This is a genomic window from Paracoccus shanxieyensis (assembly GCF_009711265.1).
In the GTDB taxonomy this organism is placed as follows: Bacteria; Pseudomonadota; Alphaproteobacteria; order Rhodobacterales; family Rhodobacteraceae; genus Paracoccus; species Paracoccus shanxieyensis.
The window spans coordinates 205,843-231,572 of sequence record NZ_WMII01000001.1 but is presented as its reverse complement, the minus strand read 5'-3'; the positions used below and the strand labels follow the sequence as shown (position 1 = coordinate 231,572).

Below are 25,730 nucleotides of genomic sequence, written 5' to 3'. Positions count from 1 at the left end.
ATGAGTGCCTTGGAAAGCCTGCGCCGTATGGTCCTTGAGCAAGGGACAGACCGGCTGACGCGGATCGGTGTCCTTGCCAGCGCCGCTTGGCTGTTTCTGGTGCTGATCTTTGCATGGCTTGGCCCCGAGGATCAGGCGCGCGACCTGTCCTCGTGGCTGATCTGGCTGGTTGGCGTGGTCCTGCCGCTGGCGCTGATCTGGTTTGCGGTCTGGTCCGCCCATGCGTTGGTCGCGCTGCGGGCCGAGGCGGACGATCTGCGCGCGGCCTTGGCCGACATGCGGCAGGGCGGGCAGCCCGAACGACCGGCGGCGGCTTCCATGGCCTCCCCCGTCTCGCGCCCGCTTCCCGCAGCCCAGCCGCTGCGCCCGAGCGCCGAGCGCCGTGCCGCGATCCCCGCCCCGCCGCAGCGTGCGCCATCCGCCGCGCCCCTGGATACCCGGCAGGCCCGGCTGGAGTTCGAGCCGCCCGCCGCGCCGGATCTGACCGCGACCGAGCTGTTTCTGGCGCTGAATTTTCCCGATGGTCCCGAAGACCGCGAGGCGATTCGCTGCCTGCGTCTGGCGCTGGCCGATCCCGATCTGGCCCGCCTGATCCGCGCGGCGCAGGATGTGGTCACGCTGCTGGCCGGTCAGGGCGTCTATATGGACGATCTGCTGGTCCCGGAAACCGACCCCGCGCTGTGGGCGGCCTTTGCCGATGGCACGCGCGGCGACGCCGTGGCCGGGCTTGCCGTGATCGAGGACGCAGCCGCCATGCAGACCGCCGCCCAGATGGTGCGTCAGGATGAGGTGTTCCGCGACGTGGCGCATCACTTCCTGCGCCATTTCGACCGGCTGCTGGCCCGCCGCGCCGAAACCGAGGATGCCCATGTTCTGGCCGTGCTGGCCGAAACCCGCTCGGGGCGCGCCTTCATTCTGCTGGCGCAGGTCACCGGCATGCTGGGTGGTCGCACGCAGCCCGATGAAGCGCCGCAGGATCAGGACGCAGACCAGACGCCGGTGTCCTGAATTGGATCAGGACGCGGGAACCGGACGGCGCAGCACATGCGCGGGTCGGTTCCATGGCCAGCCCTGCCGCTGGCGGCCGATGGGGCAAAAGCCCAGACGCTGCCATGCGGCAAGGGCGGCATCATTCGCCGCCTCGACCTCGGCCAGCAGGGCGGGATAACCCTGCCGCCGTGCCTCGGCCTCGGCGGCCAGAACAAGGGCGCGGGCGATGCCGCGCCTTTGCCAGCCGCGCCGCACCGCCACCCCGTCAAGGATCAGATCGCCGGTCTGGGTCCCGCCCCGGTGCAGCCCGGTCGCCAGATGCCGCAGCCTGCCGCGCGCCGGGCCGAATGTCGCGATGAACCCCGAAACCGAGCCTGACAGAAAACCGCCATCTGCATTGCGCAATCCGGCCAGAGCGATCAGCCCGCCCTGCGGCGTCAGCGCGATGATGGCCCGGTCGGGCTGCATGGCGCTGCGCACCAGCGCGGCGCCCTGCCGGGGCGCGGTCGGCAGAGGCTGAAGCGCCGCCGCGAAATGCCGCCAATACAGCCGCGCCGCGGCCCCGCAAAGCGCGGGCGGAATGCCGTGGCGGATCTGGATCTGGGGCTGCATCCTTGGGCGACCTTGCGCTGGACTGCGGCTTTCGCCACTCTGCCGCGAAACCATAAGCATATGACGGCAGCGTTTCCATCATGCCCAATGATCCAGGCCCGGCATCCGGCGGGCATCAGCCGACGCCCGTGCAGTCCAGCGTTCTGGCCAGCGCACGGGCCAGCGCACAGGCCCGCGTTCTGGCGCGCAGCCCGGCGGCATGCCTGCGCCATGGCATGATCCAGTCGCTGCCGTTCCTGCTGGTGCTGATGCCCTTTGGGATGCTGTTCGGCGTCGTGGCATCCGAGGCCGGGCTGAACCTGCCGCAGGTGCTGGGCTTCGCCATTCTGGTTCTGGCGGGGGCGTCGCAATTCACCGCCGTGCAACTGCTCAGCGAACATACGCCCGCCATCATCGTCATCGCCTCGGCCCTGGCGGTGAACCTGCGCATGGCGATGTATTCGGCCTCGCTGGTGCCATGGCTGGGCGCGGCGTCGCCAAGGGCCAAGGGGCTGCTGGCCTATGTGCTGATCGACCAGACCTATGCCCAGTCGATCCGCTTCTATGAGACCAACCCGAACCTGCGTCTGGATCAGCGGCTGGCCTATTTCTTCGGTGCGGCGATCAGTTGCTGCATCCCATGGGCCATCGCCTGTGCGCTGGGATTCACGCTGGGCCGGGCGATCCCGGAAAGCTGGGCGCTGGATTTCGCGCTGCCCATCACCTTTCTGGCCATGGTCGCGCCGATGCTGCGCACGCCCGCCCATATCGCGGCGGCGCTGGTGTCGATCCTGTGTTCGCTGGCCTTCAGCGGGCTGCCCTCGGGGATGGGGGTGCTGCTGGCCGCGCCCATCGCCATGGCGGCGGGCGTCTGGGTGGAAATCTGGACCGAGAAACGCGGGGCGGGGCGCGCATGATGGCATCGGATCTGACGATCTGGCTGGTGATCGTGACGCTGGGCGTGGGGACGTTCCTGCTGCGCTGGTCGTTTCTGGGGGCCATCGGCACGCGGCAATTGCCAAGCTGGGCCCAGCGTGCGCTGCGCTATACCGCCGTGGCGGTGCTGCCCGCACTGGTCGCGCCGCTGGTGGTCTGGCCTGCGGCGACCGGCGGCCAGCCCGATCCCGCGCGCCTGACGGCGGCGGGTGTCACGCTGGTCGTGGGCTATCTGACCCGCAACCTGCTTTATGCGGTGATTGCGGGCATGGTGACGCTGTTCGGCACGCTTTATCTTTGGGCGTGAAGCTGGCCGTCGGCCCCATAGCCGGTGATGACGCCATCCTTTTGCCGCAGCAGGACGTTGTGGTTGTTGGCCGGATCGCCATCCATGTTCTTTTTCGACACCACGCCCGGCAGGGTCAGGAACCAGCGGCGCAGGTTGATCGGCGAAAAGCCGGTCGGCGCGCCCTCGAAGCCCGGCACGCGTTGCAGCGCCTTGCCGGTATTCACCGCACAGAAGCTTTTGCTGGATGAGCCCTGCTGCTCGACCGAGCGGATGGCGGCATCGGCCACCGCCAGCGAAACCTGCACGGTATCCTCGGCGACCCAATAGGTTTCGCGGGCGTGATAGTCGATGTAGAAGTTCTTGAAATTCGGCGTGATCCCGTAAAGCACGTCATGGCGTTCAGGGATCGAGGGGTGGGTCCAGCTGCCTGCCGGGTCATAGATGACGCGCTGGCTGCCATTGATCATCAGCGCCGAATGGCCGCCCTGTCCGCGCGGAATGCCGATCACCGTCAGCAGCGTGATCGAGGGCGGTTCGTTCGAGACATAGCGGGCATTGCGCACCGCCTCGTCGCTGCTCCAGACATTGTCGGCACCGCAGGCTGCAAGCGCAGCCGGCAAAGCCAGCGCGAGGAAGGCACGTCTTTGCATGTTTTACTCCGGGGTGGTCAGGCGTTTGTCAGCGCCATGAAGATCAGCACCACGATCGCCGCAATCGCCGTATAGGTCGAGACCTTCACGAAACCCGCAAAGGTTTTCTGGTGATCGGTGATGTCCATTTCGCCGTGCTTGTGTTCGGTGACTTCGTGATGCGAGGCCATGGCTCCCCCCTTCTCCTGCGCTGTCGTCGCAAAAAGGGATAGCGCAGCGCGGACGACCTGTCACGCCCCCCAAAGGATGGCGCCATCGCCATTGCGGCCCGTGGGCCACGCCCGGCCGGTGGCCTGCAGATGGTTCACATGGCCCATCGCCTCGGCCAGCGCCAGACCCAGTTCGGGCTTGCCGATGATGCGCCGATACAGCAGCTCGAAACAGTCGACGACCGTGCGGGGCCGGGCGGCAAGACCCGCCGCCAGCCGGTCATTGGCCGCCATCTGGTTGTCGATCAACTGCCGCAGCCGCGTGGGCAGACCGTTGAACGGCAGCTTGTGGCCGGGCAGGACAAGCTGATCGGCATGGGCATGGCTTAGAAAGGCGCGGCAGCTGTCCAGCCACGCGCCGACGGTATCGGCCCCCGGCTCATTCGGATAGACCCCCAGATTGGGCGAGATCGAGGCCAGAAGCTGATCGCCGCCGATCACCAGATGATCGTCAAGGGACCACAGCGTGACATGTTCCGGCGCATGGCCTTCGCCCATGCGGACGGCCCAGCGGCGATTGCCGAAGCTGACCGTCTGGCCTTCGTGCAGGCGCAGATAGCCGGGGGGCAGCGGCGTGCTGGCATCGGACATGTTGAAGGGGCGTTCCCGCGACCGCTCGGCGATCAGGTCGGGCGGCATGCCCGCATCGCGCCAGAAGGCCACGGCCTGCGGCGTCGGGCGGTCCTGCACGTCCAGCATCGACATGCGCGCCATCAGCCACGCGGTGCGCGATGTCCAAAGCTGGGCGCCCTGTGCCACGAACCAGCCCGCAAGACCCATATGGTCGATGTGGTGATGCGTGGCGATCAGCCGGGTGACCGGCGCGCCCGCCATCGGCCCGTCCAGCAGCACCTGCCAGATGGCCCGTCCGCGCCGCGTGTCGATGCCGGTATCGACCACCGTCCAGCCATCCTCGTCGCGGAAGGCATAGACGTTCACCACGGTCGGCTTGAAGGGCAGGGGCATCTGCATCCACAGAACGCCCGGGGCGATTTCGACGGCCTCGCCTTCGGCGGGCGCTTGATGGGGGATGTTTCGGATCACCCGGCCATCTGGCCCAGGAACACCGCATCGTCAAGCGCCTCAAGATCCGCGAGCCCGGCCCGTGCCGCCGCCAGATCTCCGGCATATTGCGGCAGGACGCGGCTGACATAGACCCGCGCCAGCGCGACCGAGCCGCCGCGCGTCGCCGCCCGCAGGTGGTAATGCGCGCCCAGAACACGGGCAAAGGCCGCCAGATAGGGCACGGCCCCCGCAAAACGGTCGGTCAGGTCGCGGTCCAGCAGATCCTGCGTGGCCTCGCGCAGCGTTTCGGCGGCCTGCCAGACATCATGCGCCAGATCCGGCTGTTCGCCCTGCGCCGACTTGGCCCCGTCAAGGATTTCGTCCAGCAGCGTCATCGCCGCCGCGCCGCCATCGGCGAATTTGCGGCCCACGAGGTCCATGGCCTGAATGCCGTTCGTGCCCTCATAGATCGAGGTGATGCGCACATCGCGCAGATACTGCGCCGCGCCGGTCTCCTCGATATAGCCCATGCCGCCATGGACCTGCACGGCGGTATCGGCGACGCGGGTGCCGACATCCGTGCCATGCGCCTTGGCGATCGGGGTCAGGAAGGCCGCCCGTGCCGCCCAGTCGGCTTCGCCCGAGGCGCGCGACATGTCGATGGCGACGGCGCAGGCCAGACAGATCGACCGCGCGGCAAAGATTTCCGCACGCGATGTCGCCAGCATCCGGCGCACATCTGGGTGGCGGATGATCGGCCCCATCTGCACCCGTTCGGACGCATAGGCCGCCGCCTGTTGCAGTGCGGCTTCGGCTTGCGCCACGCCCTGGATGCCCACGCCAAGCCGGGCGCAGTTCATCATGGTGAACATTGCCGCCATGCCCTTGTGCTCCTCGCCGACGATCCAGCCGGTCGCGCCCTCGAAGGACATGACGCAGGTCGGGCTGCCATGGATGCCCAGCTTGTGTTCAAGGCTGACCACGCGCAGATCGTTGGGCTGGCCGGGATCGCCCGCATCGTCTGGGATCAGCTTCGGCACCATGAACAGGCTGATGCCCTTGGTCCCCGCGCCGCCATCGGGCAGCCGCGCCAGCACCAGATGGCAGACGTTCGAGGTCACATCGCTGTCGCCCCAGGTGATGAAGATCTTTTGTCCGGTGATGCGATAAGTGCCGTCGGGCGCGCGTTCGGCCTTGGTCGTCAGCGCGCCCACATCCGATCCCGCGCCGGGTTCGGTCAGGTTCATCGTGCCGGACCATTCGCCGGAATTCAGCTTGGGCAGATACAGCGCCTTCAGCGCATCGCTGCCGTGATGCTCCAGCGCCTCGATCTGGCCCTGCGTCAGCAGCGGGTTCAGTTGCAGCGCAAGGCAGGCCGAGGCGGTCATTTCATTCACCGCCATGTTCAGCGCCTGCGGCAGCCCCATGCCGCCATGTTCGGGATCGGCGGCCAGACCGATCCAGCCGCCTTCGGCCAAGGCCCGGAACGCCTGCGCAAACCCCGGAGATGAGCGCAGCACACCGTTTTCCAGCCGCGCCGGATGCAGGTCGCCCGCCCGGTTGACCGGGGCGATCACATCGGTCGCAAGCTTGCCCGCCTCGGTCAGGATGGCGGTCACGGTTTCGGGCGTGGCCTCGGCAAACCGGTCGGTGTCGCCGATGCGGGCGAAGTCCACCACGCGGTCAAGGATATATGCGATCTGCTCGACCGGTGCTTGATAGGCCATGTCCCGTTCCCTCCGGCGCCTTGGCAAATTGCGCTGTGGCGCATAATTGTTCCCCGAGTGCTATCATATGTGCCGCGCCTTTCTCAGCAACCGCTACCCAACGTAACAGATGCAGACCCGCCTGATCCAACCCGATGCCGAAGGGCTTAGCGAAGCCAGCGCCTTGCTGGCCGCAGGGCAGGTCGTGGCGATTCCGACCGAGACGGTCTATGGGCTGGCGGGCGATGCGCGCAATCCGGCCGCGGTGGCCGCGATCTATGCCGCAAAGGGGCGGCCCAGCTTCAATCCGCTGATCGTGCATCTGCCCGACCTGCAGGCGGCGCAGCGCATTGCGGTCTTTGACGCGCCCGCGCTGGCGCTCGCGCAGGCTTTCTGGCCCGGCGCGCTGACCATGGTTCTGCCGCTGCGCAAGGATGCGGGCATCGCCGGGCTGGTGACGGCGGGGCTGTCGACCGTGGCGATCCGTCTGCCCGCGCATCCTGCGGCGCGGGCCTTGCTGCGCTGCTTCGGCGGGCCGCTGGCCGCGCCCTCGGCGAATCCCTCGGGGCGGATCAGCCCGACCACGGCGGCGCATGTGGCCGATCCGGATACCGGGCTGGGCGGGCGCATTCCGGCGGTTCTGGATGCCGGGGCCTGTCAGGTCGGGCTGGAATCGACCATCATCGGCTGGCAGGGTGGCCAGTCCGCGCTGCTGAGACCGGGCGGCATTCCCGCCGAACAGATCGAGGCCGCGCTGGGCCAGCCGCTGACGCAGCCGGCGATCAACCCCGATGCGCCGAATGCGCCAGGGCAGTTGACCAGCCATTACGCCCCGCGCGCCAGCCTGCGGCTGAACGCCAGTGACGCGGCGCCGGGCGAATTGCTGATCGGCTTTGGTCCCATCGCGGGCGAGATCTCGCTCAGCGCCAGCGGCGACACCACCGAGGCCGCCGCGCGCCTGTTCGAGATGCTGCATCACGCCGATGCCATGGGCCGCCCGATTGCCGTGGCACCCATTCCGGATGCTGGTCTGGGGGCGGCGATCAACGACCGGCTGCGCCGCGCCGCCGCGCCGCGTCCGGGCTGATCCGACCTCAGGCGTGGCCGGCGTTGGGTGACAGGGCCACCGGATCGACGCCCATGCCGCGCAGCGCCGCGCTCCATTTGCCGGAATCGTCGCGGCCAAAGATGATGTCGTCAAAGGCGTCGGTGGTCAGCCAGCCATTGTCCAGAATTTCATCGTCCAGCTGACCCGGACCCCATCCGGCATAGCCAAGCGCCAGCACGGCGGGCTGCGGGCCGCGGCCATTGGCATAGTCTTCCAGAATGTCGCGGGTCGTGGACATGGCCAGATCGCCGCCGATCATCATGCGGCTGTCGTCATCGGCGGTGTCGGCATCGGGACGGTGCAGCACGAAGCCGCGCCCCGGCTCGACCGGGCCGCCGAAGCGCACGGGGATGTCGATGGCCGCAGGGCTGCTTTCGATGCCAAGCTGGTCCAGAAGCTCCGAAAATCCGATCTCGGGCAGGGGCCGGTTGACCACCAGCCCCATCGCGCCTTCCTCGGAATGGGCGCAGATCAGGATGACGGAATGTTCAAAACGCGGATCGCGCATGCCGGGCATGGCGATCAGCATCTTGCCGGTCAGGTTGCTCGAAGGGTCCAAGTAGCGCTCCATGTTTCCACAAACATCGGACCTGACACGGCATTGCGCAAGAGAGCCGGAAAACTCCTGCCGTTTTTGTGACTTCCCGACAACCCCCGCCGCCGCCTAAGAATACGGCCATGAAAAGCCTTGCCCTTGTGATGATCCTTGCCGCGCCGGCGCTTGCCCATGCGCAGACCGCGCAATCCCTGCCGCCCGTCGTGGACAGCCTGCCGCCGGGTCTGGCCGGGGCCGCGTTGCTGCCGGGCTGGATCACGCCGGACGGCCATCGCATGACGGCCCTGCGGCTGGATCTGGAACCGGGCTGGAAGACCTATTGGCGCAGTCCGGGCGATGCAGGCATCCCGCCGCGTTTCGACTGGCAGGGATCGGGCAATGTCGGGCAGGTCGTGCTGCACTGGCCGCGCCCCGAAGCCATCGAGTCGGGCGGCGAGCGGACCTTGGGCTATCATGACCAGATGATCCTGCCGCTGGAGATTGCGCCTGCCGATCCCGGCCAGCCCGTCGATCTGCATGCCGTGGTGGATTTCGGGCTGTGCGACGATATCTGCGTGCCCGCGCAGGTCACGCTGATCGCGCCCGCACCGCAGGAAAGCCCCGACCCGCTGATCCAGACCGCGCTGGCCGATGTGCCTCAGCGCGCGTTGGACAAGCCCCTGTGCCGGATCGAGGAGATCTCGGACGGGATGCGCGTCACGGCGCTGTTTCCCGAAGCCAGCGCGCCGGAAGTCGCGATGGAGCTGCCGGGGATCTGGGTGTCGCAGCCCGAACTGGCGCAGCAGGACGGCGTGCTGCAGGCGACGGCGGATTTCATCAGCGAAACCGGCAAGCCCTTTCAGCTGGACCCGCAGAAACTGGTGCTGACGCTGATCCGTCCCGACAGCGCCACTGAATATGACGGCTGCGATCCGCAGGGCTGAGGACGCGCAGGATCAGGGTGCGGCTCTGGTGTCCAGCCGCGCAGCAATGGACAACAGATCCGCCCATGCCTCGCGCTTGGCCAAGGGCGTGCGCAGCAGATAGGCGGGATGCGTCATCGGCAGCGTCGGCAGGTCAAAGGCCTGCGTCCACTGCCCGCGCAGCCGCAGGATGCCTTGCTGGTTCAGCGCGGCGATGCAGGGGGTGTTGCCCATCAGGACCAGCAATTCCGGCTGCGCCAGTTCGACATGGCGGCGCAGGAACGGCAGCATGACCGCGATCTCGCCCGGCTCGGGGCGACGGTTGCCCGGCGGGCGCCATGGCAGGACATTGGTGATGTAAAGCCCGCGTTCGGCATCCACCGCGTCGCGGGCAAGGCCGATGGCGGCAAACATCCGGTCCAGCAACTGCCCGGCGCGCCCGACGAAGGGGCGGCCCTGCTGGTCCTCTTCCTCGCCGGGGGCTTCGCCGATCACCATGACACGGGCCCCGGCGCGGCCATCGGCAAAGCAGAAATTGCGGGCGCCGCGACGGATCTCGATCGGCTCGAACGCCTCTTGCGCGGCAGCCAGTTCGGCCAGCGTGGACGCGCCCGCGGCCAGCGTTTCGGCCAGCGCCGCGTGATCCACCGCCGGGTCTGCGGCTCTGGGCGTGGGCTGCGTGGGGGCAGCGGACGCTGTGGCTGCGGGGGCCTCGGCCCGGTCGGGCAGGTCATAGCGGTCGATGGGGTCGTCCAGACAGGGCTCATCCGCGCCAAGCTCGGCCTGCCATTGCAGCAGCGCCAGCGCGGTCTGCGCATCAAGCGCGAATCCCCTGTAGGTCGGTTCAGCCGTCATGGGCGGCAAGCTATTGCCCCGGCCGTCCCGCGGCAAGCAAGCTATTGCGACTGGGTCAGCGGCGTGGTCCCGCCGCCCATGCCGATCAGGCGCTGGATCAGCGGCTTTGCCGTTGGCCCGATCCGGTCGCAGGCGGTCGGGTCATCCAGCAGCTTGAAGGCCGGGCCATAATACTTGCGGTCATATTGCGACGCATCCATGCCCAGCTTGCCCGCCAGCAGATCGCCCGTCCCGGTGATCAGCGTCCATTCGCCGCCCGAAATCTCGTATCCCGGGCAGTTCGAGGTGATGACGTTCACATTTGCCAGTTCGGCGATCAGCCGCGTGGCCTCGGCCGTGTCGATCTGCGACACGTCGGGAAGCTGGACCGTCATGCCGCCATCCGAAAGCGCCATTCCGGTGGTCAGGATCAATGCGCCCGCCGCAACCGCCATTGCTTTCATGGCCTTGCCCCCTTCGTCCATTCGCGTCCCCATCCCGCCCGAAGCCCTGTCCGGGTGCAACCCAAATCGCCGTGAACTTGACGCAAGGCCAAGGCACGGCTAGGCGATCTGACGACGCGAAAGATGCACGAGGAGATGCCCGCGATGACCACCCGTTCCCTGCTGATCCTGCCCGGCGACGGCATCGGCCCCGAAGTCATGGTCGAGGTCCGCAAGGTCATCGACTGGTTCCAGTCGGCCCGTGGCATCGCCTTCGACGTGTCCGAGGATCTGGTCGGCGGCGCGGCCTATGACAAGCACGGCAAGCCCTTGGCCGATGACACCATGGCCAAGGCGCAGGCCGTCGATGCGGTTCTGCTGGGCGCGGTCGGCGGCCCGGCCTATGACAATCTGGATTTCAGCGTAAAGCCGGAACGCGGCCTGCTGCGCCTGCGCAAGGAAATGGATCTGTATGCCAACCTGCGCCCGGCGCAATGCTTCGATGCGCTGGCCGATTTTTCCTCGCTCAAGCGCGAGGTCGTGGCCGGTCTGGATATCCTGATCGTGCGCGAGCTGACCTCGGGCATCTATTTCGGCGAGCCGCGCGGCATTCATTCCGATGACAACAACCCCGAAAACGAAGGCGGTCGCGTCGGCATCAACACGCAGCGCTATACCTCGGGCGAAATCCGCCGTGTGGCGCGGTCGGCCTTTGAACTGGCGCGCAAGCGGGGCAACCGCGTCTGTTCGATGGAAAAGGCCAATGTCATGGAATCGGGCATTCTGTGGCGCGAGGAAGTGCAATGGGTCCACGACAACGAATATCCCGATGTCGAGCTGTCGCACATGTATGCCGATAACGGCGCCATGCAGCTGGTCCGCCGCCCGAACCAGTTCGACGTGATCGTGACCGACAACCTGTTCGGCGACGTGCTGTCGGATGCGGCGGCGATGCTGACCGGATCGCTGGGCATGCTGCCCTCGGCCAGTCTGGGCGCGCCGATGGCCAATGGCCGCCCCAAGGCGCTGTATGAGCCGGTGCATGGATCGGCCCCCGATATCGCGGGGCAGGGCAAGGCCAACCCGATCGCCTGCATCCTGAGCTTTGCCATGGCGCTGCGCTATTCCTTCGATCTGCTGGCCGAGGCCGACCTGCTGGAGCGCGCGGTCGAAAAGGTGCTGGCTGATGGCGTGCGCACCGCCGATCTGATGGGCCCGGAAGGCGGCACGCCGGTTTCGACCAGCCAGATGGGCGACAAGATCGTTCAGGCGCTGGCCGTCCTGTGATGGCTTCGCCGCGCCGGCCTGCGGGCTGGCGCGGCGTTTTCCCAACGAGAATCCCCTTGCAATCCGCTTTGCGCCGGGCTACCTGCCCCTCCACGGTCGGAGCGTAGCGCAGCCTGGTAGCGCACCTGCTTCGGGAGCAGGGGGTCGGAGGTTCGAATCCTCTCGCTCCGACCATTTTCCCGATATGGCGTTTCTTTGGGTGTTTGCCCGGATCTGCGCAGCTGGCCCAGCCCGAAAACTTTGTCACAAAGCCGAACGGGATGGTGTTGGTGGCCCGAGCGTCATTCGGCCTGCCATCCACACATTCAGCGCCGCTGATAAAACCAAAGCATGGCGCCGATCCCGCCTGACCATCTGCCCCAGCGACCCGAGGTCAATGCAATAGCCGCGCCGGTGGCGTGAATTCCGCGCGCGGCGATGCCGATCTGGCGCCGGTCAATCCGGGGTCGTCACGCGGATCAGGTCCAGCGCGGCATAGGCCTGTTTCTGACGCTCGGCCTCTTCTTCCAGCGACTGCCTCAGCGCGACGATCTTTGGCACCAGCGCCCGCGATTTCGGAAAGATCAGGTAATAGGAAATGCCGCGATTGACGACGATGGGAAAGGGCCGCACCAGCACGCCGTCGCGCAGGCTTTCCTGAATCAGGTTCAGATCGCCAAGCGCCACGCCCTGACCCCGCGTCGCCGCGGACAGCGCCAGTTCCAGCGTGTCGAAGATCTGACCGCGATGTGAGGCGATGCCTTGCAGCTTTGCGGCCTCCAGCCAGATCGGCCATCCGCTGAGCGGAAAGCAATGCAGCAGGGGTTTGTCGCGCAGCATCTCGGGCGTTTCAAGTTCGCGGGCCAGATCGGGCGAGGTGACGGGGGTCAGCAGTTCCGGAAACAGCGGCACGGCCTCGACATCGGGCCAGTCGCCGCGCCCCTGCACGATGGCCGCGTCGATATCGCTGGATTCGAAGCTGGGCTCCCATGCGTCATAGGTGGTCAGGCGGACATCAAGCCCCGGCAACCGCGCCTGCAGCGACGGCAGCACCGGCAGGAACCAGCGCGTCGCCAGCGTCGGCGGCATCCGCAGCGTCAGCACCTGTTCGGAATTGCGCAGACTGCCGCAGGCGCGCGCAATCTGGGTGAACGCCGCTTCGACGATGGGCAGCAGGGCCTCGGCCTCGGGTGTCAGGCGCAGACCGCGCTTGTGGCGAATGAAAAGCTGGACGCCAAGATTGTCCTCAAGGTGCTGGATCTGCCGGCTGATCGCGCTTTGCGTCACGAACATCTCGCCGGCGGCACGGCTGAAGGTGCCGCAGCGCGCGGCGGTCACGAAGACCTCCAGCGCATGCATCGGGGGCAGCCTGCGACTGAAGGTCGGCCGCGCGGATACATGATCAGAAAGCATGGATTTCATGACAAAATACCGCGTTTCATTTGTAAATCAATGTCTTATCTTGTGTCGGTCAAGGTTATCGATGCCGTCGGGGCATCGTGTGAAAAGCTGAGAGAGCCATTCATCATGAAAATCAAAGCCATCCGTGCAACGCCAGTGAATCTTGTTCTGGAAGCGCCCTATGTCTGGGTATTCGGTGAATTGCCCGGTTTTTCGACAACCATCGTCGAGGTCGAGACAGAGGATGGCCTTGTCGGCTGGGGCGAGGCGCCGACGCCATTCGCCGCCGCCGTCATCACCGATCAACTTGCGCCAAAGCTGATCGGGCGCGATCCGTTCGACATTGCGGGGGCGGAATTCGCCTGCGTGCCCTTTTGGCGCGGGGTGCAAAGCATCAACGATCCGCTGCGCATCACGGCCTTTGGCGCGATCGAGACCGCGCTGTGGGACATCCGGGGCAAGGCGTGGAACATGCCGCTGTATCAGGTGCTTGGCGGCGCGGTGCGCAAGGATATCCCGTTCACGGATTACTTCTCGCTGCGGGCGCAGGGGCCATTGCTGCCGGACGGGCGCAGCGTGCGCGGCGAACGCACCCCCGAAGAGGTGCTGGATTACTGCATCCACCTGAACCAGACCTTCGGCACCACCTATTTCGAGGGCAAATTCTCGACCGAGGATCCGCGCGTCTCGCTGCGGATGCTGGAGCTGATCCGTGGGCATTTCGGCGATGATGTCATGCTGCGCATCGATTCCAATCAGGCCTATTCGCTGGCCACCGCGCGCAGACTGGCCCGCCCGCTGGAGGAACTGGGCGTGCGCAACTGGGAAGATCCCGTCACCACCCTTGAGGAGATGGCGGAATTGCGGCGGCATTGCTCGATCCCGTTTTCGACGCATAACGCCGATATCGCGCGCGCCATGTCGTTGCGGGTTCCGGATGCGATCTGCGGCAATCCGACGGTGGTCGGCGGCATCGGGCGGCTGATCCGCTTTGTCGGCGCCTGCGAACATGCGGGCATCGATTTCTGGTGCTACAGCGGCGATTCCGGCATCGGCAGCGCCGTCTATCTGCATCTGTGCGCCGCACTTGGCTGGATCCGAGAGCCGAACCAGTCGCTGTTCCGCATGCAGGCCTTCGACGTGATCGAAGAGGGGCCGTTCGTGCCGCGCAACAATGTCGTGCGCGTCCCCGAGGGGCCGGGTCTTGGCGTCACCCTGTCGCAGGACAAGCTGGCATGGTGCCACAGGCATTTCGTCGAGAATGGCCCGATGAACAAATATCACGACCCCGAACTGCCCGGCACCTATCGCCGGTTGCCGTTGAACTGAGGCGGGGGATCCACACCATGAAACAGGATGTTCTGAACCGTGCGCATCAGCTTCTGACGGCCCGCAAGCCGGATTGGAGCTTGGAACAGCCCTTCTATGTCGACCCCGATTTCTTCGACATGGAGATGGAGCTGTTCTTTACCCGGCAATGGCTTTTCGCCGCGATGACCTGCGAGATCCCCGCAGCCGGAGACTGGATCAAGGTCGATATCGGCCGCGAATCCGTCATCGTGCTGCGCAAGGCGGACGGCCAGATCGCGGCCTATCACAACACCTGCCGGCATCGCGGCTCGCGCATTTGTCTTGGCGAAAAGGGCCGCGCGCGGCGGCTGGTCTGCCCTTATCATCAATGGTCCTATGAACTGACCGGCCAGCTTGCGCGCACCCGTCTGATGGGCGACGATTTTTCGACCGAAGGCTTTGGGCTGGCTCCGGTCGCGGTGGGGGTGGTCGGAGGATATATCTTCCTGAACCTGTCCGACGACCCGCCTGCGTTCGAGCCGTTCCGCGCCGCGACCGAGCCCTATCTGCTGCCGCATGATCTGGACAATGCCAAGGTCGTCCACACCCAGTCGCTGGTGGAACAGGCCAACTGGAAGCTGGTGATCGAAAACAACCGCGAATGCTATCACTGCGCGGGCTCGCATCCCGAACTGATGCATATCATCACGGAATTCGACGACCCGAACGATCCGAATGTCAGCCCGGCCTACAAGGCGCTGCTGCTGAAGAAGGGCGCCGATTGGGACGCGCTGTGCCTGCCGCACGCCCATACCGAAACCAGCCCGCAATATCGCGCGGTGCGCCTGCCCTTCACCGGGGGCATGGTGTCGATGACCATGGACGGCCGCCCCGGCTGTTCCCGACTGCTGGGCAATCTGACCAGCCCGGATCTGGGCTCGGTGCGGCTGCTGCATCTGCCCAATACCTGGAACCACATCCTTGCCGATCACGCGGTCACCTTCCGCGTCTTTCCGGTCAGCGCCGAGGAAACCTTGGTCACGACGAAATGGCTGGTCCACAAGGATGCCGTCGAAGGCGTGGATTACGACGTGGCGCGCCTGACCGAGGTCTGGGCGGAAACCAACAATCAGGATCGCCAGCTTGCGGAAAACAACCATCTTGGCATCCGTGGCCGCGCCTATCGCTCGGGGCCCTATTCCGACCTGATCGAGGGCGGCACCCGCGATTTCGTGCGCTGGTATGCCGAAAACCTGCTGGGCGCGCTGGATCCGCTTGTCGACACCGCGCACAAGGCCACGGGGCATGCCGCATGACCCGCACCCTTGATGTCACGCTGGCCGAAATCGAGACGCTTGCGGTCATGGCCCTGAGGGCCGCGAATGTCAGCCAGACCAACGCCGCAGCCGTCGCGCGCTCGGTCGCCTTTGCCGAACGCGACGGGCAAAAGCTGGTCGGGCTGTCCTATCTGCCATATTATTGCGACCATGCCGCCTGCGGCAAGGTGGACGGGCAGGCGGTGCCACGGCTGACGCGTCCCGCGCCGGGCGTCGTTACGGTCGATGCCGCGACCGGCTTTGCCCATCCGGCGATCGAGCTGGGCATGGACCCGCTGGTGCAGGTGGCGCAGGAAACCGGCATCGCCATCCTGTCTGTCGCCAATTCCTATGCCTGCGGATCTCTGGGTTATTTCACCGAAGAACTGGCCGATCACGGGCTTGTGGCGTTCATGACGGCCAATGCCTCGCCCACCATCGCGCCTTTTGGCGGCAGGACACCCTTTTTCGGGACGAACCCGATATCCTTTGCCGCGCCCCGCGCCGGGACTGCGCCCTTGGTCATCGACCAGTCCTCAAGCGTGGTGGCGATGGTCTCGGTCATCAAGGCGCATCAGCGTGGCGATGCCTTGCCGCCGGGCTGGGCGCTGGACCGCGACGGCAAGCCCACGACCTCCTCGGTCGAGGCGATGCAGGGCAGCCTTGCGGCCATCGGCGGCTATAAGGGCACCGGGCTTGCGCTGATGGTGGATCTGTTGTCGGCGGGCCTTAGCGGGTCGCATTTCTCGCATGAGGCGTCATCGTTTGGCGATTGCGACGGTGGGCCGCCCCGGACGGGACAATGCATCATCGCCATCAGCCCCAAGCGTCTGGGCGCAGGCGATTTCGCGCAGCGCAATGACGACCTGCTATGCGCCATGACGCAAGAGCCGGGGACACGCGTTCCGGGGGCAAAGCGCCTGACGGCCCGGTCCGGGAATGCGCAGCACATCACCGTGGATCGCGATCTGTGGGACCTGCTGCACGCCCGCGCCGACGCGCGCGTCTGACGGGGCGCGGCCGATGATCGCCATCCTGCCCGCAGCGCGCCTGCCGCTTTGGAACGACAAGGACAACCGGCTGCGCTGTATCGCCGTCCGGGTTGAGACGGACGACGTGCGGACATTCGTCTTTGCACCGGAAACGCCCGCCTGTTTCCATTATCTGCCGGGCCAGTTCCTGACGCTGGAATTGCCCATCGCGGGACGGACGGTGCTGCGGACCTATACGCTGTCCTCGTCGCCGTCGCGGCCCTACAGCGTTTCGGTGACGGTCAAGGCGCAGCCGGGCAGCATCGGCACGCGCTGGATGTTCGACTGCCTGCGTCCGGGGGATCTGCTGTCGGCATCGGGACCGCGCGGCGATTTCACATATGCGCCGCATCACCGCCGCCGCGCGCTGTTCGTGTCGGCGGGGTCGGGCGTGACCCCGTCGATCTCGGCCATCCGGTTTCTAAGCGATTGCGCCCCCGGTGCGCAGGTCGATGTCATCACCTGCACCCGGACACGCGGCGACCGTCTGTTCGTGGACGAACTGGCGGTGCTGTCGCGGCAGATGCCGGATCTTCGCGTGGCCTTCCTTGTCGAAGCCGAACAGGGGCGGCTGGATCTGGCGCGGCTTTCCGCGCTGTCGCCCGATTTTCTGACGCGCGAGATCTTTTGCTGCGGTCCCGGCGGTTTCATGCGGCATGTGCAGGACATGCTGGCCACGGCAGGCTTTGACATGGCGCATTACCATCAGGAAAGCTTTCAGCCCGATGCAGACCCCGTGCCGCCGCCGGCCAGTGACGCCGGTCCGGTCAGCGTGGTCTTTACCGCCTCGGGTGTGACGGTCAGCGCATCGCGGGACCAGACCGTTCTGGAGATCGCCCGCGCGGCCGGGATCGATATCGAGACATCTTGTGCGGCGGGCCTGTGCGGCACCTGTCTGACGCTGAAAACCGCCGGCAATGTCGAGATGCGCCACAAAGGCGGCATCAGTCAGGATGAGATCGACGAGGGCTATATTCTGGCCTGCTGCGCGCGGCCCTTGGGCGATCTTGGGATCGAGGCATAAACGGCAAAGCCGCATCGCAGGCGGCAGATCGTCGGCCTGTCTGGCCGATCTGCGTGCAGCCGGGCGATGTGGTTGCGCATCGCCCGGTCGCGGTTCGCCGGTTACTTCAGGCTGGCTTCGATCTTCTGGCGCGCTTCCGGCGACACCCAGCCGCCCCAGACATCGCCCTTGGTCTTCAGAAACTCTGCCGCCGCCGCCGTGGCGTCGACATTCTGATCCATCATATAGGCCAGACTCGAGTTGATATCGTCCAGAGGGAAGGTGGCCTTGTTCAGAATGTCGACGATTTCCGGGGCCTCCTTGGCGAATTCGCTGTTCAGGCCATAGACAATCTCGGCCGGGGGGAAGGCGCAGCCTTCGTCGCGCTTGCCTTCGGGATTGCTCAGTTCGGCCCAGCAGGCGTCGGAATAGGCGGGCTCATCCAGCAGGACCAGATCGAATTTCGCCATCAGCGCATTCGGCGACCAGTAATACAGCAGCACCGGCAGCCCCTGCAGATAGGCCGAGGACAGCGCCGCATCCAGCGCTGTGCCCGTGCCGGGACGGAAGTTCACATAGCTGCCGTCCAGCTTGTAGGCTTCCAGCTTCGCGGTGCTGATGCCTTCGCAGGTCCAGCCCGACGGGCAGTTCAGAAAGCGGCCCTTGCTGGGTTCTTCGGGGTCGGCGAACAGCTTGACATATTGCGGCTCGCTGAGCTGCGAGACGCTTTTCAAATCGGGCGCGACAGGCTTGATACCGCGCGCGGCGTCGCCTTCGATCAGGTATCTGGGCACGAACCAGCCCTCTTTCGAGCCGACGAAGGTCTTGCCTGCCGTGGTGACCTTGCCTTCTTCGGTGGCCTTGTTCCAGACCTCGCTGCGGCCGACCCATTCCTCGGCAAAGATCTGCACGTCGTTATTGGCGGTGGCCTGCTCCAGCGTCACCGAGTTTCCCGGAATGGCATCGACCTTGCAGTCATAGCCGTCGCTGAGAATGGTTTTCATCACCTCGGTGACGAATGCGCCGCTTTGCCAGTTGATCCCGGCAAAGGTGACGGTCTTGCCGTCGCCGCAATAGGACGCATTGGCCATTCCGGCCGAGGCACCCAGAACAAGAGCGCCGACCATGACGGCAAGGTTCGGTTTAGAGGCAATCATCAATATCATCCCATGTTGGTTGGCGGCTGCCGTTTTTCGTCGGCATTCCCGTTTCATCCGGACGCGGCCCCATCTGACAGGCGGGAAAAGCCAGCCTGTCTTGCCCTTCCCGGCAGGGGCGTCGGCCAGATGACCGTCTTTTATGTCATGGATGCCGGGCGTTCGTATGCCGGTATCCTTGCCACCTGCGACGGACGGCAAGATCCCGGTCTGCGGTCGTTCCGGCAGCCACGGCCATGCGTTTCAATGGCCTGTCCGGATGATATGGTCCCTCAATATCTTTGAAAAACGCTTTATCGGCATGATGTATGTGTATTTTATTCATGGATGATCGCGGATTTCGCGAAGTCGGGGCGGCGGATGCGCCTGTTTCGCATCGCGCCCGCGCCATGTGCGGGCACCGCGTCGCGCGCTGAATATCGGGGGCGGCCATCCGCCGGGAATGGCCGCCCGCAAGATCACTTGGTCGTATAGCCGCCATTGACCAGAATGGTCTGGCCGGTCATCCACCAGCCATCCGACACCATGAAGCGGATATAGGGCACGATATCCTCGATATCGGTCAGCCCGGTTTTCGAGAAACCCGACAGCGCCGCCGCTGTCTTGTGATAGGCGACCGCATCCTCACCCTCGGCGGGATAGAAGAACGGCGTGTCCATCGGGCCGGGTCCGATCGCCGTGACCGAGATGCCGCGTTCGCCGAATTCCTTCGAGGCCGCGCGGGTGAAATGTTCGACCGGCGCCTTGGTCCCGGCATAGCTGGCATAAAACGGTGTATAGGCCCCCAGCAGCGATGTGACCAGCGTCACCAGTTTGCCGTTGTCGTTCAGATGCTTGCCCGCTTCCTTGATGAAGAAGAAAGCGGATTTCGCGTTCACCGCGCTCATTTCATCATATTCGGCTTCGCTGATCTCGGCGATGGGCTTTTTCAGCACCTTGCCAACGGTGTTGATGGCGATGTCAGGGCGGCCGATGGCGGCGACCGCATCGGCGAACAGCTTTTCGACCGCGCCCGCCGTGGTCAGGTCGGCCTGAAAGGCCACAGCTTCGGCCCCGGCGGCTTTCACGGCGACGACGGTTTCCTCGGCATCCGCCTTGGTGGCGGCGCTGTTGTAATGGATCGCGATGGCCTTTGCGCCTTGTGCAGCAAGATCGCGGGCGATCAATCCGCCAAGGTTCTTTGCGCCGCCGGCGATGATGACGGTTTTGCCCTTGATGCTGTGATCGGTCATGAACGTCTCCTGTTTTGGGTCGTGCGACCTGATCTGGCCGCCTCGGTCAGGAAGTTAATCGTCTGGTATTACAAATAAAGCTGGCTATATTGACATCACCTGTCAGAAATCCCGCACAATAGGATCGCGTGCCAGATGGACCGGATCGACCTGTTCCGTATCTTCGCGCGTGTCGTCGACTGCGCCAGCTTCACCCGTGCCGCAGCCACGCTGGGCGTGCCGCGATCCTCTGTCTCGGCGGCGGTTCAGGAACTTGAGGCGCGGGTCGGCGCCAGACTGCTGCATCGCACGACGCGGAAAGTTGCGCCGACGCAGGACGGCACGGCGTTTTACGAACGCTGCCTGCGGCTCATCGCCGATGTCGAAGAAACCGAAAACCTGTTTCGCCAGACCGGGGCAGGGCCAGCGGGCAGTCTACGGGTGAACGTGCCGGGCCGGATCGGGCGACTGATCATCGCGCCCGCCTTGCCGGATTTTCTGGATGCCTATCCGCAGATTCAGATCGAACTGGGCGTGACCGACCGTGCTGTCGATCTGGTCGAGGACGGGGTGGACTGCGTTCTGCGCGTCGGGCCGCTGTCGGATTCCGGACTGATTGCGCGGCCGGTCGGCAAGCTGGCGCTGATCAACGTGGCTAGCCCGGCCTATCTGCAACGGCACGGCACGCCGCGCGGGCCGGATGATCTGGCGGATCATCTGGCGGTCAACTATGCCTCGCCGTCCGACGGGCGGGTCGAGGAATGGGAATGGGTCGAGGACGGCCATCCGCGATCCATGCCGGTCCGGGGTCGCGTGACGGTCAACAGCGCCGAGGCCTATATTGCCTGCTGTCTGGCCGGTCTTGGGCTGATCCAGATCCCGGCCTATGATGTCGGCCTGCATCTGGCCGCAGGCGAACTGGTTCAGGTGATGCCAGACCATTGCGCCCAGCCCCTGCCGATGACGCTGCTATATCCGCATCGCCGGCATCTGTCGCGGCGGTTGCAGGTCTTTGCCGACTGGCTGGATCAGCTTCTGAAGCAAAGCGCGTTGCATCTCCCCAAGGCCCGGTCATCGCACCGTTAATCCGTCGGCAGGGCCAGCCACAGCGCGCTGCCCAGCATCTGCCGGATGACATCGCCCTGACCGCCCGCGCCCAGCCGCGCAAAGATCTGTTTCGAGGTGCTGCGGGTGGTTTCCAGCGTCCAGCCAAGTGTTTCGGCGGCGTCGCGCAGGCTTGAGCCGTCGCAGATCAGCGCCGCCAGCCGTGCCTCGCTGCGGCTGAGGCCCAGCATGGCGGCCATGTCACCCACCGGCAGGCTGCGCGCCGGGCGGATCCGGCGCAGCAGGCCCAGCAGCCGCTCATCCGTGCCGATCCGGGCGGGGGTCAGCGCGATTTGCAGGTCCGGGGCCAGCGTCACCAGTTGCGGTTGCGTCGCGCCGGCTTGCGCCTTGCCGATGGCGCGGCGGAGGTCTTGCGTCGCCTGCGGGTCGGGGCATTCGATCCAGCCGCCGCTGCGCAGCCGCAGGCCGGGAACCGTGTCCAGCACCTGCCGCGCCGTCTGCGAAATCTCGGCCACAACGCCCGCCGGGCCAAGGATCATCCAGCCGCAGCCCAGATCGGCGGCAATGCGGCGGTCCAGCGCCGCGCGGGCGCGTTCGCGGTCCAGCGCGCGCCAACTGGCCGTGACCTGTCCCAGATAGGGCGTCAGATTGGCCAGTTGCAGCCCGTCCACGGCGCGGAAATCCCGGTCCTCGCGCTGAATGACCAGCAGCGCCTGCATGTCGGTCTCGACGCCCCATTTCAGCGCGCGAATCGGGCGGTCGGGTGTCGGGCGTCCGGGCAGATCGGTCTGCGAATAGACCCGGTGATAGCGCATCTGCGCCAGATCCGGGGCCGGGGCGGGCAGGTCCGCGCCGACCTGCCACGCCCGGAGGACCCGACCCGCCACGACCAGATCCAACCGTGCCGATGCGGCCCCGGTCACGCGCGACAATTCGCGCAGAAAACCCGGCCAGCGGTCGGTGTCGTCAGGGTGCGGATCGCCGCCCATGATGGGACGGTCGGGAAAGCCGGTTGCTGCCGCGATCAGGGCATTCAGGATATCCGTTTCGGCGGAAATGGGAAAATGCTCCGGATTTTTCCATATGCCTCCCATATGGGGGGTAACTGCATCTGGTCACATCTTTAGACAGGCTGCAACCGCGACCTGACAGAGACTTTCACATGACCCAGAAATCACTGACCCATTTGCAGCGGCTTGAAGCGGAAAGCATCCACATCCTGCGCGAAGTCGTGGCCGAGGCCGAAAATCCGGTCATGCTGTACAGCGTCGGCAAGGACAGCGCCGTCATGCTGCATCTGGCGAAAAAGGCGTTCTATCCCGCGCCGCCGCCCTTCCCGCTGCTGCATGTCGACACGACGTGGAAATTCCGCGACATGTATGCGCTGCGCGACAAGGCCGCCCGCGATGCCGGGATGGAGTTGCTGGTCTATCAGAACCCCGAAGCAGCGGAACGCGGCATCAACCCCTTTGATCACGGCGCGCTGCATACCGACATGTGGAAGACCGAGGGTCTGAAACAGGCGCTGGACAAATACGGCTTCGACGTGGCTTTCGGCGGTGCGCGCCGGGACGAAGAAAAGTCGCGGGCCAAGGAACGCGTGTTCTCGTTCCGCTCGGCCAATCACCGCTGGGATCCCAAGAACCAGCGCCCGGAACTGTGGCGGCTGTATAATGCCCGCAAGTCCAAGGGCGAAAGCGTGCGGGTGTTCCCGATCTCGAACTGGACCGAGCTGGACATCTGGCAATACATCCATCTGGAAAACATCGAAATCGTGCCGCTGTATTTCTCGGCCCCGCGCCCGACCGTGGAACGCGACGGGCTGATCCTGATGGTCGATGACGAACGCTTCAAGCTGAACCCCGGCGAAGTGCCGCAGATGCGGTCCATCCGCTTCCGCACGCTGGGCTGCTATCCGCTGACCGGGGGCGTCGAAAGCGAGGCGACGACGCTGCCGCAGGTCATTCAGGAAATGCTTTTGACCACCACTTCGGAACGGCAGGGCCGCGCGATCGACCACGATCAGGCCGCCTCGATGGAGAAGAAGAAGCAGGAAGGCTATTTCTAAGCCTTTCGCGCGCCGCTTCCGAAACATTCCACCGAAATGCAGGTGACCCATGACGACCCAAGATCCCATCTACAAGACCGACGCGCTGATCGCCGAGGATATCGACGCCTATCTGGAAACCCACCAGCACAAGACCATGCTGCGCTTCATCACCTGCGGCTCGGTCGATGATGGCAAATCGACGCTGATCGGGCGTCTGCTGTATGACAGCAAGATGATCTTTGAAGATCAGCTTGCCGCGCTGGAAAGCGACAGCAAGCGCGTCGGCACGCAGGGGCAGGAAATCGACTTCGCCCTGCTGGTCGATGGTCTGGCCGCCGAACGCGAACAGGGCATCACCATCGACGTGGCCTATCGCTTCTTTGCCACCGAAAAGCGCAAGTTCATCGTCGCCGACACCCCCGGCCACGAACAGTATACGCGCAACATGGTGACGGGTGCCTCGACCGCCGATCTGGCGGTGATCCTGATCGACGCGCGCAAGGGCGTGCTGACCCAGACGCGCCGCCACAGCTATCTGGTGCAGCTGATCGGCATCCGCCATATCGTGCTGGCCGTGAACAAGATGGATCTGGTCGATTACGATCAGGCCAAGTTCGATCAGATCGTCGCCGAATACCGCGAATTTGCCACCAGCATCGGCATTCAGGATTTCACCGCGATCCCGATTTCCGGCTTCAAGGGCGACAACATCACCGCGCATAGCGAAAACATGCCGTGGTATACCGGCACGGCGCTGCTGCCGCATCTGGAAGCGGTCGAGGTGGACGCCACCACCGATCAGGCCAAGCCGTTCCGGATGCCGGTGCAATGGGTGAACCGTCCCAATCTGGACTTCCGCGGCTTTTCCGGTCTGGTGGCCAGCGGCACGGTGAAGCCGGGCGATCAGGTGCGGGTGCTGCCCTCGGGCAAGACCTCGACCGTGTCGCGCGTCGTGACCATGGATGGCGACCGCGATCTGGCCGTGTCGGGCGAGGCGATCACCCTGACGCTGACCGATGAAATCGACTGTTCGCGCGGGCAGGTGATCGTGGCGGCCCAGTCGCCGCTGGAGGTCGCCGACCAGTTTGAAAGCACGCTGGTCTGGATGGACGAGGCGGAAATGGTGCCGGGCCGGGCCTATTGGCTGAAGGTCGGCACGCAGACCGTTTCGGCCACGGTGCACGCCCCGAAATACGAGGTGAACGTCAACACCCGCGAACATCTGGCGACGAAGACGCTGGATCTGAACGCAATCGGTGTGGCGAACATCACGACGGACCGCGAAATCCCCTTCGCGCCCTATGCGGAAAACCGCGATCTGGGCGGGTTCATCCTGATCGACAAGATCACCAACCACACCGTTGCCGCCGGGATGATCCATTTCGCGCTGCGCCGGGCCCAGAACATCCACTGGCAGGCCACCGATATCGGGCGTGACCACCATGCCGGCATGAAGAACCAGAAGCCCGCCGTGCTGTGGCTGACGGGTCTGTCCGGTTCGGGCAAGTCCACCATCGGCAATATCGTCGAGCGCAAGCTGGCGCGGATGAACCGCCACACCTTCCTGCTGGACGGCGACAACGTGCGCCACGGCCTGAACAAGGATCTGGGCTTTACCGAGGCCGACCGCGTGGAAAACATCCGCCGCGTGGGCGAGGTCGCCAAGCTGATGACCGATGCCGGTCTGATCGTCATCACCGCTTTCATCTCGCCCTTCCGGTCGGAACGCGACATGGTGCGCGGCATGATGCAGCCGGGCGAATTCGTCGAGGTCTTTATCGACACGCCGCTGGAAGTGGCCGAGGGCCGCGACGTGAAGGGGCTTTATGCCAAGGCGCGCTCGGGTCAGTTGAAGAACTTCACCGGCATCGACTCGCCCTATGAAGAGCCTGCCTCGCCGGAACTGCGCATCGACACGACGCAGATGACGGTCGAGGAAGCGGCGGACCTGATCATCGCCCGCCTGATCCCCTGATCCGGGGACGAAGAACGCAAAAACCCCGGCAGGCGCGACCTGCCGGGGTTTTTCTTTGTGCGGGTGTCGGGTTTCGGGTGACGGCGGACGGATGTCAGCAGACGGATGTCAGCGGCAATTGGCCGGGTTCACGCCCACGCCGCGCAGGCCCCAATCGGTCATCTGCGCCAGCAATTGCTGGCCCGCCGCGTCAAAGGCCGGGATCAGATCGGCGGTGCGGGTCGATGCCGCCTGCGTCTGCGCCACGAAATTGCCCCGCGACACGACGCGGGCATCCATCTCATTGACCAGTTGCGCGCTGACCGACAGCTTGATGACCGCGCCGCCCTCCACGGCTTCGGCGTTGAAATCGTTGATCTCGGAGATCAGCGCATAATCGCCCGATGTGCCCAAGGGCGCGCGCCCGACATGGGTAAAGGCGTCATAGCTGCCGAAACCGCGCACCAGCAGGTTTTGCAGCGTGATCGGAACGGTATCGCCCCATTGCGCGTCGGGCAGGTATTGCGTCTGAAGCGCCGAGGGCCGGATCATGATGCGTTCGGTGTTCAGCGTGCCACGGGTCTTGGGTTCCTCGATCACCAGTTCGGCCAGACGCCCGCGGCCGCAGGTCCTGGGTGCATCCGACAGCGGGCGCAGCTCGAACACGTCAAGGCTGGGTCCGCCCGACAGGGCCGAGACGGCGGCGCAGCCGGGCAGGGTCAGGGTCAGCGCCAGAACGGCCAAGGTCATGCGGGTCATATCGGCCT

Annotated in this window: 26 protein-coding genes and 1 tRNA gene; 14 read left to right on the top strand and 13 right to left on the bottom strand. The window is 65.4% G+C overall.

Annotated features, from left to right (window positions below; translation table 11 throughout):
• Window positions 1–1,008, top strand: coding sequence for a hypothetical protein (locus GL284_RS01145; protein ID WP_196216687.1), 1,008 nt, complete (start codon window positions 1–3; stop codon window positions 1,006–1,008).
• Between the two features lie 6 nt (window positions 1,009–1,014).
• On the opposite strand, the gene GL284_RS01140 is transcribed toward GL284_RS01145, so the two are convergent.
• On the bottom strand, window positions 1,015–1,602 hold the full coding sequence (locus tag GL284_RS01140) for a GNAT family N-acetyltransferase (RefSeq protein ID WP_155042810.1): 588 nt from the start codon (window positions 1,600–1,602) through the stop codon (window positions 1,015–1,017).
• An 80-nt stretch (window positions 1,603–1,682) separates the two neighbouring features.
• Between GL284_RS01140 and GL284_RS01135 the strand changes: the two genes are divergently transcribed.
• Complete coding sequence (locus GL284_RS01135) at window positions 1,683–2,498, top strand: AzlC family ABC transporter permease (RefSeq protein ID WP_155042809.1); 816 nt, start codon at window positions 1,683–1,685, stop codon at window positions 2,496–2,498.
• Entirely contained in the window at window positions 2,495–2,824 is a 330-nt protein-coding gene (locus tag GL284_RS01130) for an AzlD domain-containing protein (protein WP_155042808.1), read from the top strand. The genes GL284_RS01135 and GL284_RS01130 overlap by 4 nt, the downstream gene beginning before the upstream one ends.
• Here GL284_RS01130 and GL284_RS01125 read toward each other — a convergent pair.
• From GL284_RS01125 to GL284_RS01110, 4 genes are read right to left on the bottom strand one after another with little or no spacing between them, the layout of a single operon-like run.
• On the bottom strand, window positions 2,809–3,456 hold the full coding sequence (locus GL284_RS01125; protein ID WP_155042807.1) for a hypothetical protein: 648 nt from the start codon (window positions 3,454–3,456) through the stop codon (window positions 2,809–2,811). The two genes, GL284_RS01130 and GL284_RS01125, sit on opposite strands and share 16 nt — an antisense overlap.
• 17 nt (window positions 3,457–3,473) lie before the next feature.
• Window positions 3,474–3,626, bottom strand: a complete 153-nt coding sequence (locus GL284_RS01120) for an aa3-type cytochrome c oxidase subunit IV (protein ID WP_155042806.1) — start codon at window positions 3,624–3,626, stop codon at window positions 3,474–3,476.
• Between the two features lie 60 nt (window positions 3,627–3,686).
• Window positions 3,687–4,709, bottom strand: a complete 1,023-nt coding sequence (locus tag GL284_RS01115; protein ID WP_341870259.1) for an MBL fold metallo-hydrolase — start codon at window positions 4,707–4,709, stop codon at window positions 3,687–3,689.
• The gene (locus GL284_RS01110; protein ID WP_155042805.1) at window positions 4,706–6,397 is read right to left on the bottom strand and encodes an acyl-CoA dehydrogenase family protein; all 1,692 of its coding nucleotides are present in this window, start codon (window positions 6,395–6,397) and stop codon (window positions 4,706–4,708) included. Before GL284_RS01110 ends, GL284_RS01115 begins: the two co-directional genes overlap by 4 nt.
• A gap of 109 nt (window positions 6,398–6,506) precedes the next feature.
• On the opposite strand from GL284_RS01110, the gene GL284_RS01105 reads away from it, so the two are divergent.
• Window positions 6,507–7,463, top strand: coding sequence for an L-threonylcarbamoyladenylate synthase (locus tag GL284_RS01105; RefSeq protein ID WP_155042804.1), 957 nt, complete (start codon window positions 6,507–6,509; stop codon window positions 7,461–7,463).
• 7 nt (window positions 7,464–7,470) lie between these two features.
• On the opposite strand, the gene GL284_RS01100 is transcribed toward GL284_RS01105, so the two are convergent.
• Window positions 7,471–8,043 (bottom strand): YqgE/AlgH family protein, encoded by a 573-nt coding sequence (locus GL284_RS01100; protein ID WP_155042803.1) that lies wholly within the window; start codon window positions 8,041–8,043, stop codon window positions 7,471–7,473.
• Window positions 8,044–8,162: 119 nt separating this feature from the next.
• Between GL284_RS01100 and GL284_RS01095 the strand changes: the two genes are divergently transcribed.
• Window positions 8,163–8,963, top strand: a complete 801-nt coding sequence (locus tag GL284_RS01095; protein WP_155042802.1) for a protein-disulfide reductase DsbD domain-containing protein — start codon at window positions 8,163–8,165, stop codon at window positions 8,961–8,963.
• A 12-nt stretch (window positions 8,964–8,975) separates the two neighbouring features.
• Here the strand turns inward: GL284_RS01095 and GL284_RS01090 are convergent, their stop codons facing one another.
• Window positions 8,976–9,797: a uracil-DNA glycosylase gene (locus GL284_RS01090; RefSeq protein ID WP_155042801.1), complete on the bottom strand. Its 822-nt coding sequence runs from the start codon at window positions 9,795–9,797 to the stop codon at window positions 8,976–8,978.
• A gap of 41 nt (window positions 9,798–9,838) precedes the next feature.
• Window positions 9,839–10,240: a hypothetical protein gene (locus GL284_RS01085; protein ID WP_155042800.1), complete on the bottom strand. Its 402-nt coding sequence runs from the start codon at window positions 10,238–10,240 to the stop codon at window positions 9,839–9,841.
• A 144-nt stretch (window positions 10,241–10,384) separates the two neighbouring features.
• Here GL284_RS01085 and leuB point away from each other — a divergent pair, with 144 nt between their 5' ends.
• Complete coding sequence (gene leuB, locus GL284_RS01080) at window positions 10,385–11,506, top strand: 3-isopropylmalate dehydrogenase (RefSeq protein ID WP_155042799.1); 1,122 nt, start codon at window positions 10,385–10,387, stop codon at window positions 11,504–11,506.
• 97 nt (window positions 11,507–11,603) lie between these two features.
• Window positions 11,604–11,680 (top strand) — tRNA-Pro (locus GL284_RS01075).
• A gap of 261 nt (window positions 11,681–11,941) precedes the next feature.
• On the opposite strand, the gene GL284_RS01070 is transcribed toward GL284_RS01075, so the two are convergent.
• Window positions 11,942–12,844 carry a LysR substrate-binding domain-containing protein gene (locus tag GL284_RS01070; protein WP_230382886.1) on the bottom strand — a complete coding sequence of 301 codons (903 nt, stop codon included), beginning with the start codon at window positions 12,842–12,844 and terminating at the stop codon, window positions 11,942–11,944.
• A gap of 168 nt (window positions 12,845–13,012) precedes the next feature.
• Here GL284_RS01070 and GL284_RS01065 point away from each other — a divergent pair, with 168 nt between their 5' ends.
• From GL284_RS01065 to GL284_RS01050, 4 genes are read left to right on the top strand one after another with little or no spacing between them, the layout of a single operon-like run.
• Window positions 13,013–14,215: a mandelate racemase/muconate lactonizing enzyme family protein gene (locus GL284_RS01065; RefSeq protein WP_155042797.1), complete on the top strand. Its 1,203-nt coding sequence runs from the start codon at window positions 13,013–13,015 to the stop codon at window positions 14,213–14,215.
• Window positions 14,216–14,232: 17 nt separating this feature from the next.
• Complete coding sequence (locus tag GL284_RS01060) at window positions 14,233–15,492, top strand: aromatic ring-hydroxylating oxygenase subunit alpha (RefSeq protein WP_155042796.1); 1,260 nt, start codon at window positions 14,233–14,235, stop codon at window positions 15,490–15,492.
• Entirely contained in the window at window positions 15,489–16,502 is a 1,014-nt protein-coding gene (locus GL284_RS01055) for an Ldh family oxidoreductase (RefSeq protein ID WP_155042795.1), read from the top strand. Before GL284_RS01060 ends, GL284_RS01055 begins: the two co-directional genes overlap by 4 nt.
• Window positions 16,503–16,515: 13 nt before the next feature.
• Entirely contained in the window at window positions 16,516–17,547 is a 1,032-nt protein-coding gene (locus GL284_RS01050) for an FAD-binding oxidoreductase (RefSeq protein WP_155042794.1), read from the top strand.
• Between the two features lie 101 nt (window positions 17,548–17,648).
• Here the strand turns inward: GL284_RS01050 and GL284_RS01045 are convergent, their stop codons facing one another.
• Together GL284_RS01045 and GL284_RS01040 are read right to left on the bottom strand one after the other, a co-directional pair.
• Window positions 17,649–18,683 (bottom strand): ABC transporter substrate-binding protein, encoded by a 1,035-nt coding sequence (locus tag GL284_RS01045; RefSeq protein ID WP_155042793.1) that lies wholly within the window; start codon window positions 18,681–18,683, stop codon window positions 17,649–17,651.
• A gap of 458 nt (window positions 18,684–19,141) precedes the next feature.
• Window positions 19,142–19,915 (bottom strand): SDR family oxidoreductase, encoded by a 774-nt coding sequence (locus GL284_RS01040; protein WP_155042792.1) that lies wholly within the window; start codon window positions 19,913–19,915, stop codon window positions 19,142–19,144.
• A gap of 135 nt (window positions 19,916–20,050) precedes the next feature.
• Between GL284_RS01040 and GL284_RS01035 the strand changes: the two genes are divergently transcribed.
• Window positions 20,051–20,980 (top strand): LysR family transcriptional regulator, encoded by a 930-nt coding sequence (locus tag GL284_RS01035; protein ID WP_155042791.1) that lies wholly within the window; start codon window positions 20,051–20,053, stop codon window positions 20,978–20,980.
• Here the strand turns inward: GL284_RS01035 and GL284_RS01030 are convergent.
• A complete protein-coding gene (locus tag GL284_RS01030) occupies window positions 20,977–22,053 on the bottom strand; it encodes a helix-turn-helix transcriptional regulator (protein WP_155042790.1) in 1,077 nt (358 codons plus the stop codon). The two genes, GL284_RS01035 and GL284_RS01030, sit on opposite strands and share 4 nt — an antisense overlap.
• A 68-nt stretch (window positions 22,054–22,121) precedes the next feature.
• Here GL284_RS01030 and cysD point away from each other — a divergent pair, with 68 nt between their 5' ends.
• Window positions 22,122–23,027, top strand: a complete 906-nt coding sequence (cysD, locus tag GL284_RS01025; RefSeq protein WP_155042789.1) for a sulfate adenylyltransferase subunit CysD — start codon at window positions 22,122–22,124, stop codon at window positions 23,025–23,027.
• A gap of 49 nt (window positions 23,028–23,076) precedes the next feature.
• Entirely contained in the window at window positions 23,077–24,984 is a 1,908-nt protein-coding gene (gene cysN / locus GL284_RS01020) for a sulfate adenylyltransferase subunit CysN (RefSeq protein ID WP_155042788.1), read from the top strand.
• Between the two features lie 108 nt (window positions 24,985–25,092).
• Here the strand turns inward: cysN and GL284_RS01015 are convergent, their stop codons facing one another.
• On the bottom strand, window positions 25,093–25,722 hold the full coding sequence (locus tag GL284_RS01015) for an ABC-type transport auxiliary lipoprotein family protein (RefSeq protein WP_155042787.1): 630 nt from the start codon (window positions 25,720–25,722) through the stop codon (window positions 25,093–25,095).
• Window positions 25,723–25,730: the final 8 nt, after the last annotated feature.

Bases quoted from the DNA above. Each gene is read 5' to 3' on its own strand.
- leuB (WP_155042799.1), top strand. From the start codon at position 10,385: ATGACCACCCGTTCCCTGCTGATCCTGCCCGGCGACGGCATCGGCCCC.
- GL284_RS01085 (WP_155042800.1), bottom strand. From the start codon at position 10,240: ATGAAAGCAATGGCGGTTGCGGCGGGCGCATTGATCCTGACCACCGGA.
- GL284_RS01135 (WP_155042809.1), top strand. From the start codon at position 1,683: ATGCCCAATGATCCAGGCCCGGCATCCGGCGGGCATCAGCCGACGCCC.
- GL284_RS01060 (WP_155042796.1), top strand. From the start codon at position 14,233: ATGAAACAGGATGTTCTGAACCGTGCGCATCAGCTTCTGACGGCCCGC.
- GL284_RS01045 (WP_155042793.1), bottom strand. From the start codon at position 18,683: ATGATTGCCTCTAAACCGAACCTTGCCGTCATGGTCGGCGCTCTTGTT.
- GL284_RS01055 (WP_155042795.1), top strand. From the start codon at position 15,489: ATGACCCGCACCCTTGATGTCACGCTGGCCGAAATCGAGACGCTTGCG.
- GL284_RS01110 (WP_155042805.1), bottom strand. From the start codon at position 6,397: ATGGCCTATCAAGCACCGGTCGAGCAGATCGCATATATCCTTGACCGC.
- GL284_RS01105 (WP_155042804.1), top strand. From the start codon at position 6,507: ATGCAGACCCGCCTGATCCAACCCGATGCCGAAGGGCTTAGCGAAGCC.
- GL284_RS01030 (WP_155042790.1), bottom strand. From the start codon at position 22,053: ATGGGAGGCATATGGAAAAATCCGGAGCATTTTCCCATTTCCGCCGAA.
- GL284_RS01090 (WP_155042801.1), bottom strand. From the start codon at position 9,797: ATGACGGCTGAACCGACCTACAGGGGATTCGCGCTTGATGCGCAGACC.
- GL284_RS01035 (WP_155042791.1), top strand. From the start codon at position 20,051: ATGGACCGGATCGACCTGTTCCGTATCTTCGCGCGTGTCGTCGACTGC.
- GL284_RS01070 (WP_230382886.1), bottom strand. From the start codon at position 12,844: ATGCATGCGCTGGAGGTCTTCGTGACCGCCGCGCGCTGCGGCACCTTC.
- GL284_RS01140 (WP_155042810.1), bottom strand. From the start codon at position 1,602: ATGCAGCCCCAGATCCAGATCCGCCACGGCATTCCGCCCGCGCTTTGC.
- GL284_RS01040 (WP_155042792.1), bottom strand. From the start codon at position 19,915: ATGACCGATCACAGCATCAAGGGCAAAACCGTCATCATCGCCGGCGGC.
- GL284_RS01065 (WP_155042797.1), top strand. From the start codon at position 13,013: ATGAAAATCAAAGCCATCCGTGCAACGCCAGTGAATCTTGTTCTGGAA.
- GL284_RS01120 (WP_155042806.1), bottom strand. From the start codon at position 3,626: ATGGCCTCGCATCACGAAGTCACCGAACACAAGCACGGCGAAATGGAC.
- GL284_RS01095 (WP_155042802.1), top strand. From the start codon at position 8,163: ATGAAAAGCCTTGCCCTTGTGATGATCCTTGCCGCGCCGGCGCTTGCC.
- GL284_RS01145 (WP_196216687.1), top strand. From the start codon at position 1: ATGAGTGCCTTGGAAAGCCTGCGCCGTATGGTCCTTGAGCAAGGGACA.
- GL284_RS01015 (WP_155042787.1), bottom strand. From the start codon at position 25,722: ATGACCCGCATGACCTTGGCCGTTCTGGCGCTGACCCTGACCCTGCCC.
- GL284_RS01050 (WP_155042794.1), top strand. From the start codon at position 16,516: ATGATCGCCATCCTGCCCGCAGCGCGCCTGCCGCTTTGGAACGACAAG.
- GL284_RS01125 (WP_155042807.1), bottom strand. From the start codon at position 3,456: ATGCAAAGACGTGCCTTCCTCGCGCTGGCTTTGCCGGCTGCGCTTGCA.
- cysD (WP_155042789.1), top strand. From the start codon at position 22,122: ATGACCCAGAAATCACTGACCCATTTGCAGCGGCTTGAAGCGGAAAGC.
- GL284_RS01130 (WP_155042808.1), top strand. From the start codon at position 2,495: ATGATGGCATCGGATCTGACGATCTGGCTGGTGATCGTGACGCTGGGC.
- cysN (WP_155042788.1), top strand. From the start codon at position 23,077: ATGACGACCCAAGATCCCATCTACAAGACCGACGCGCTGATCGCCGAG.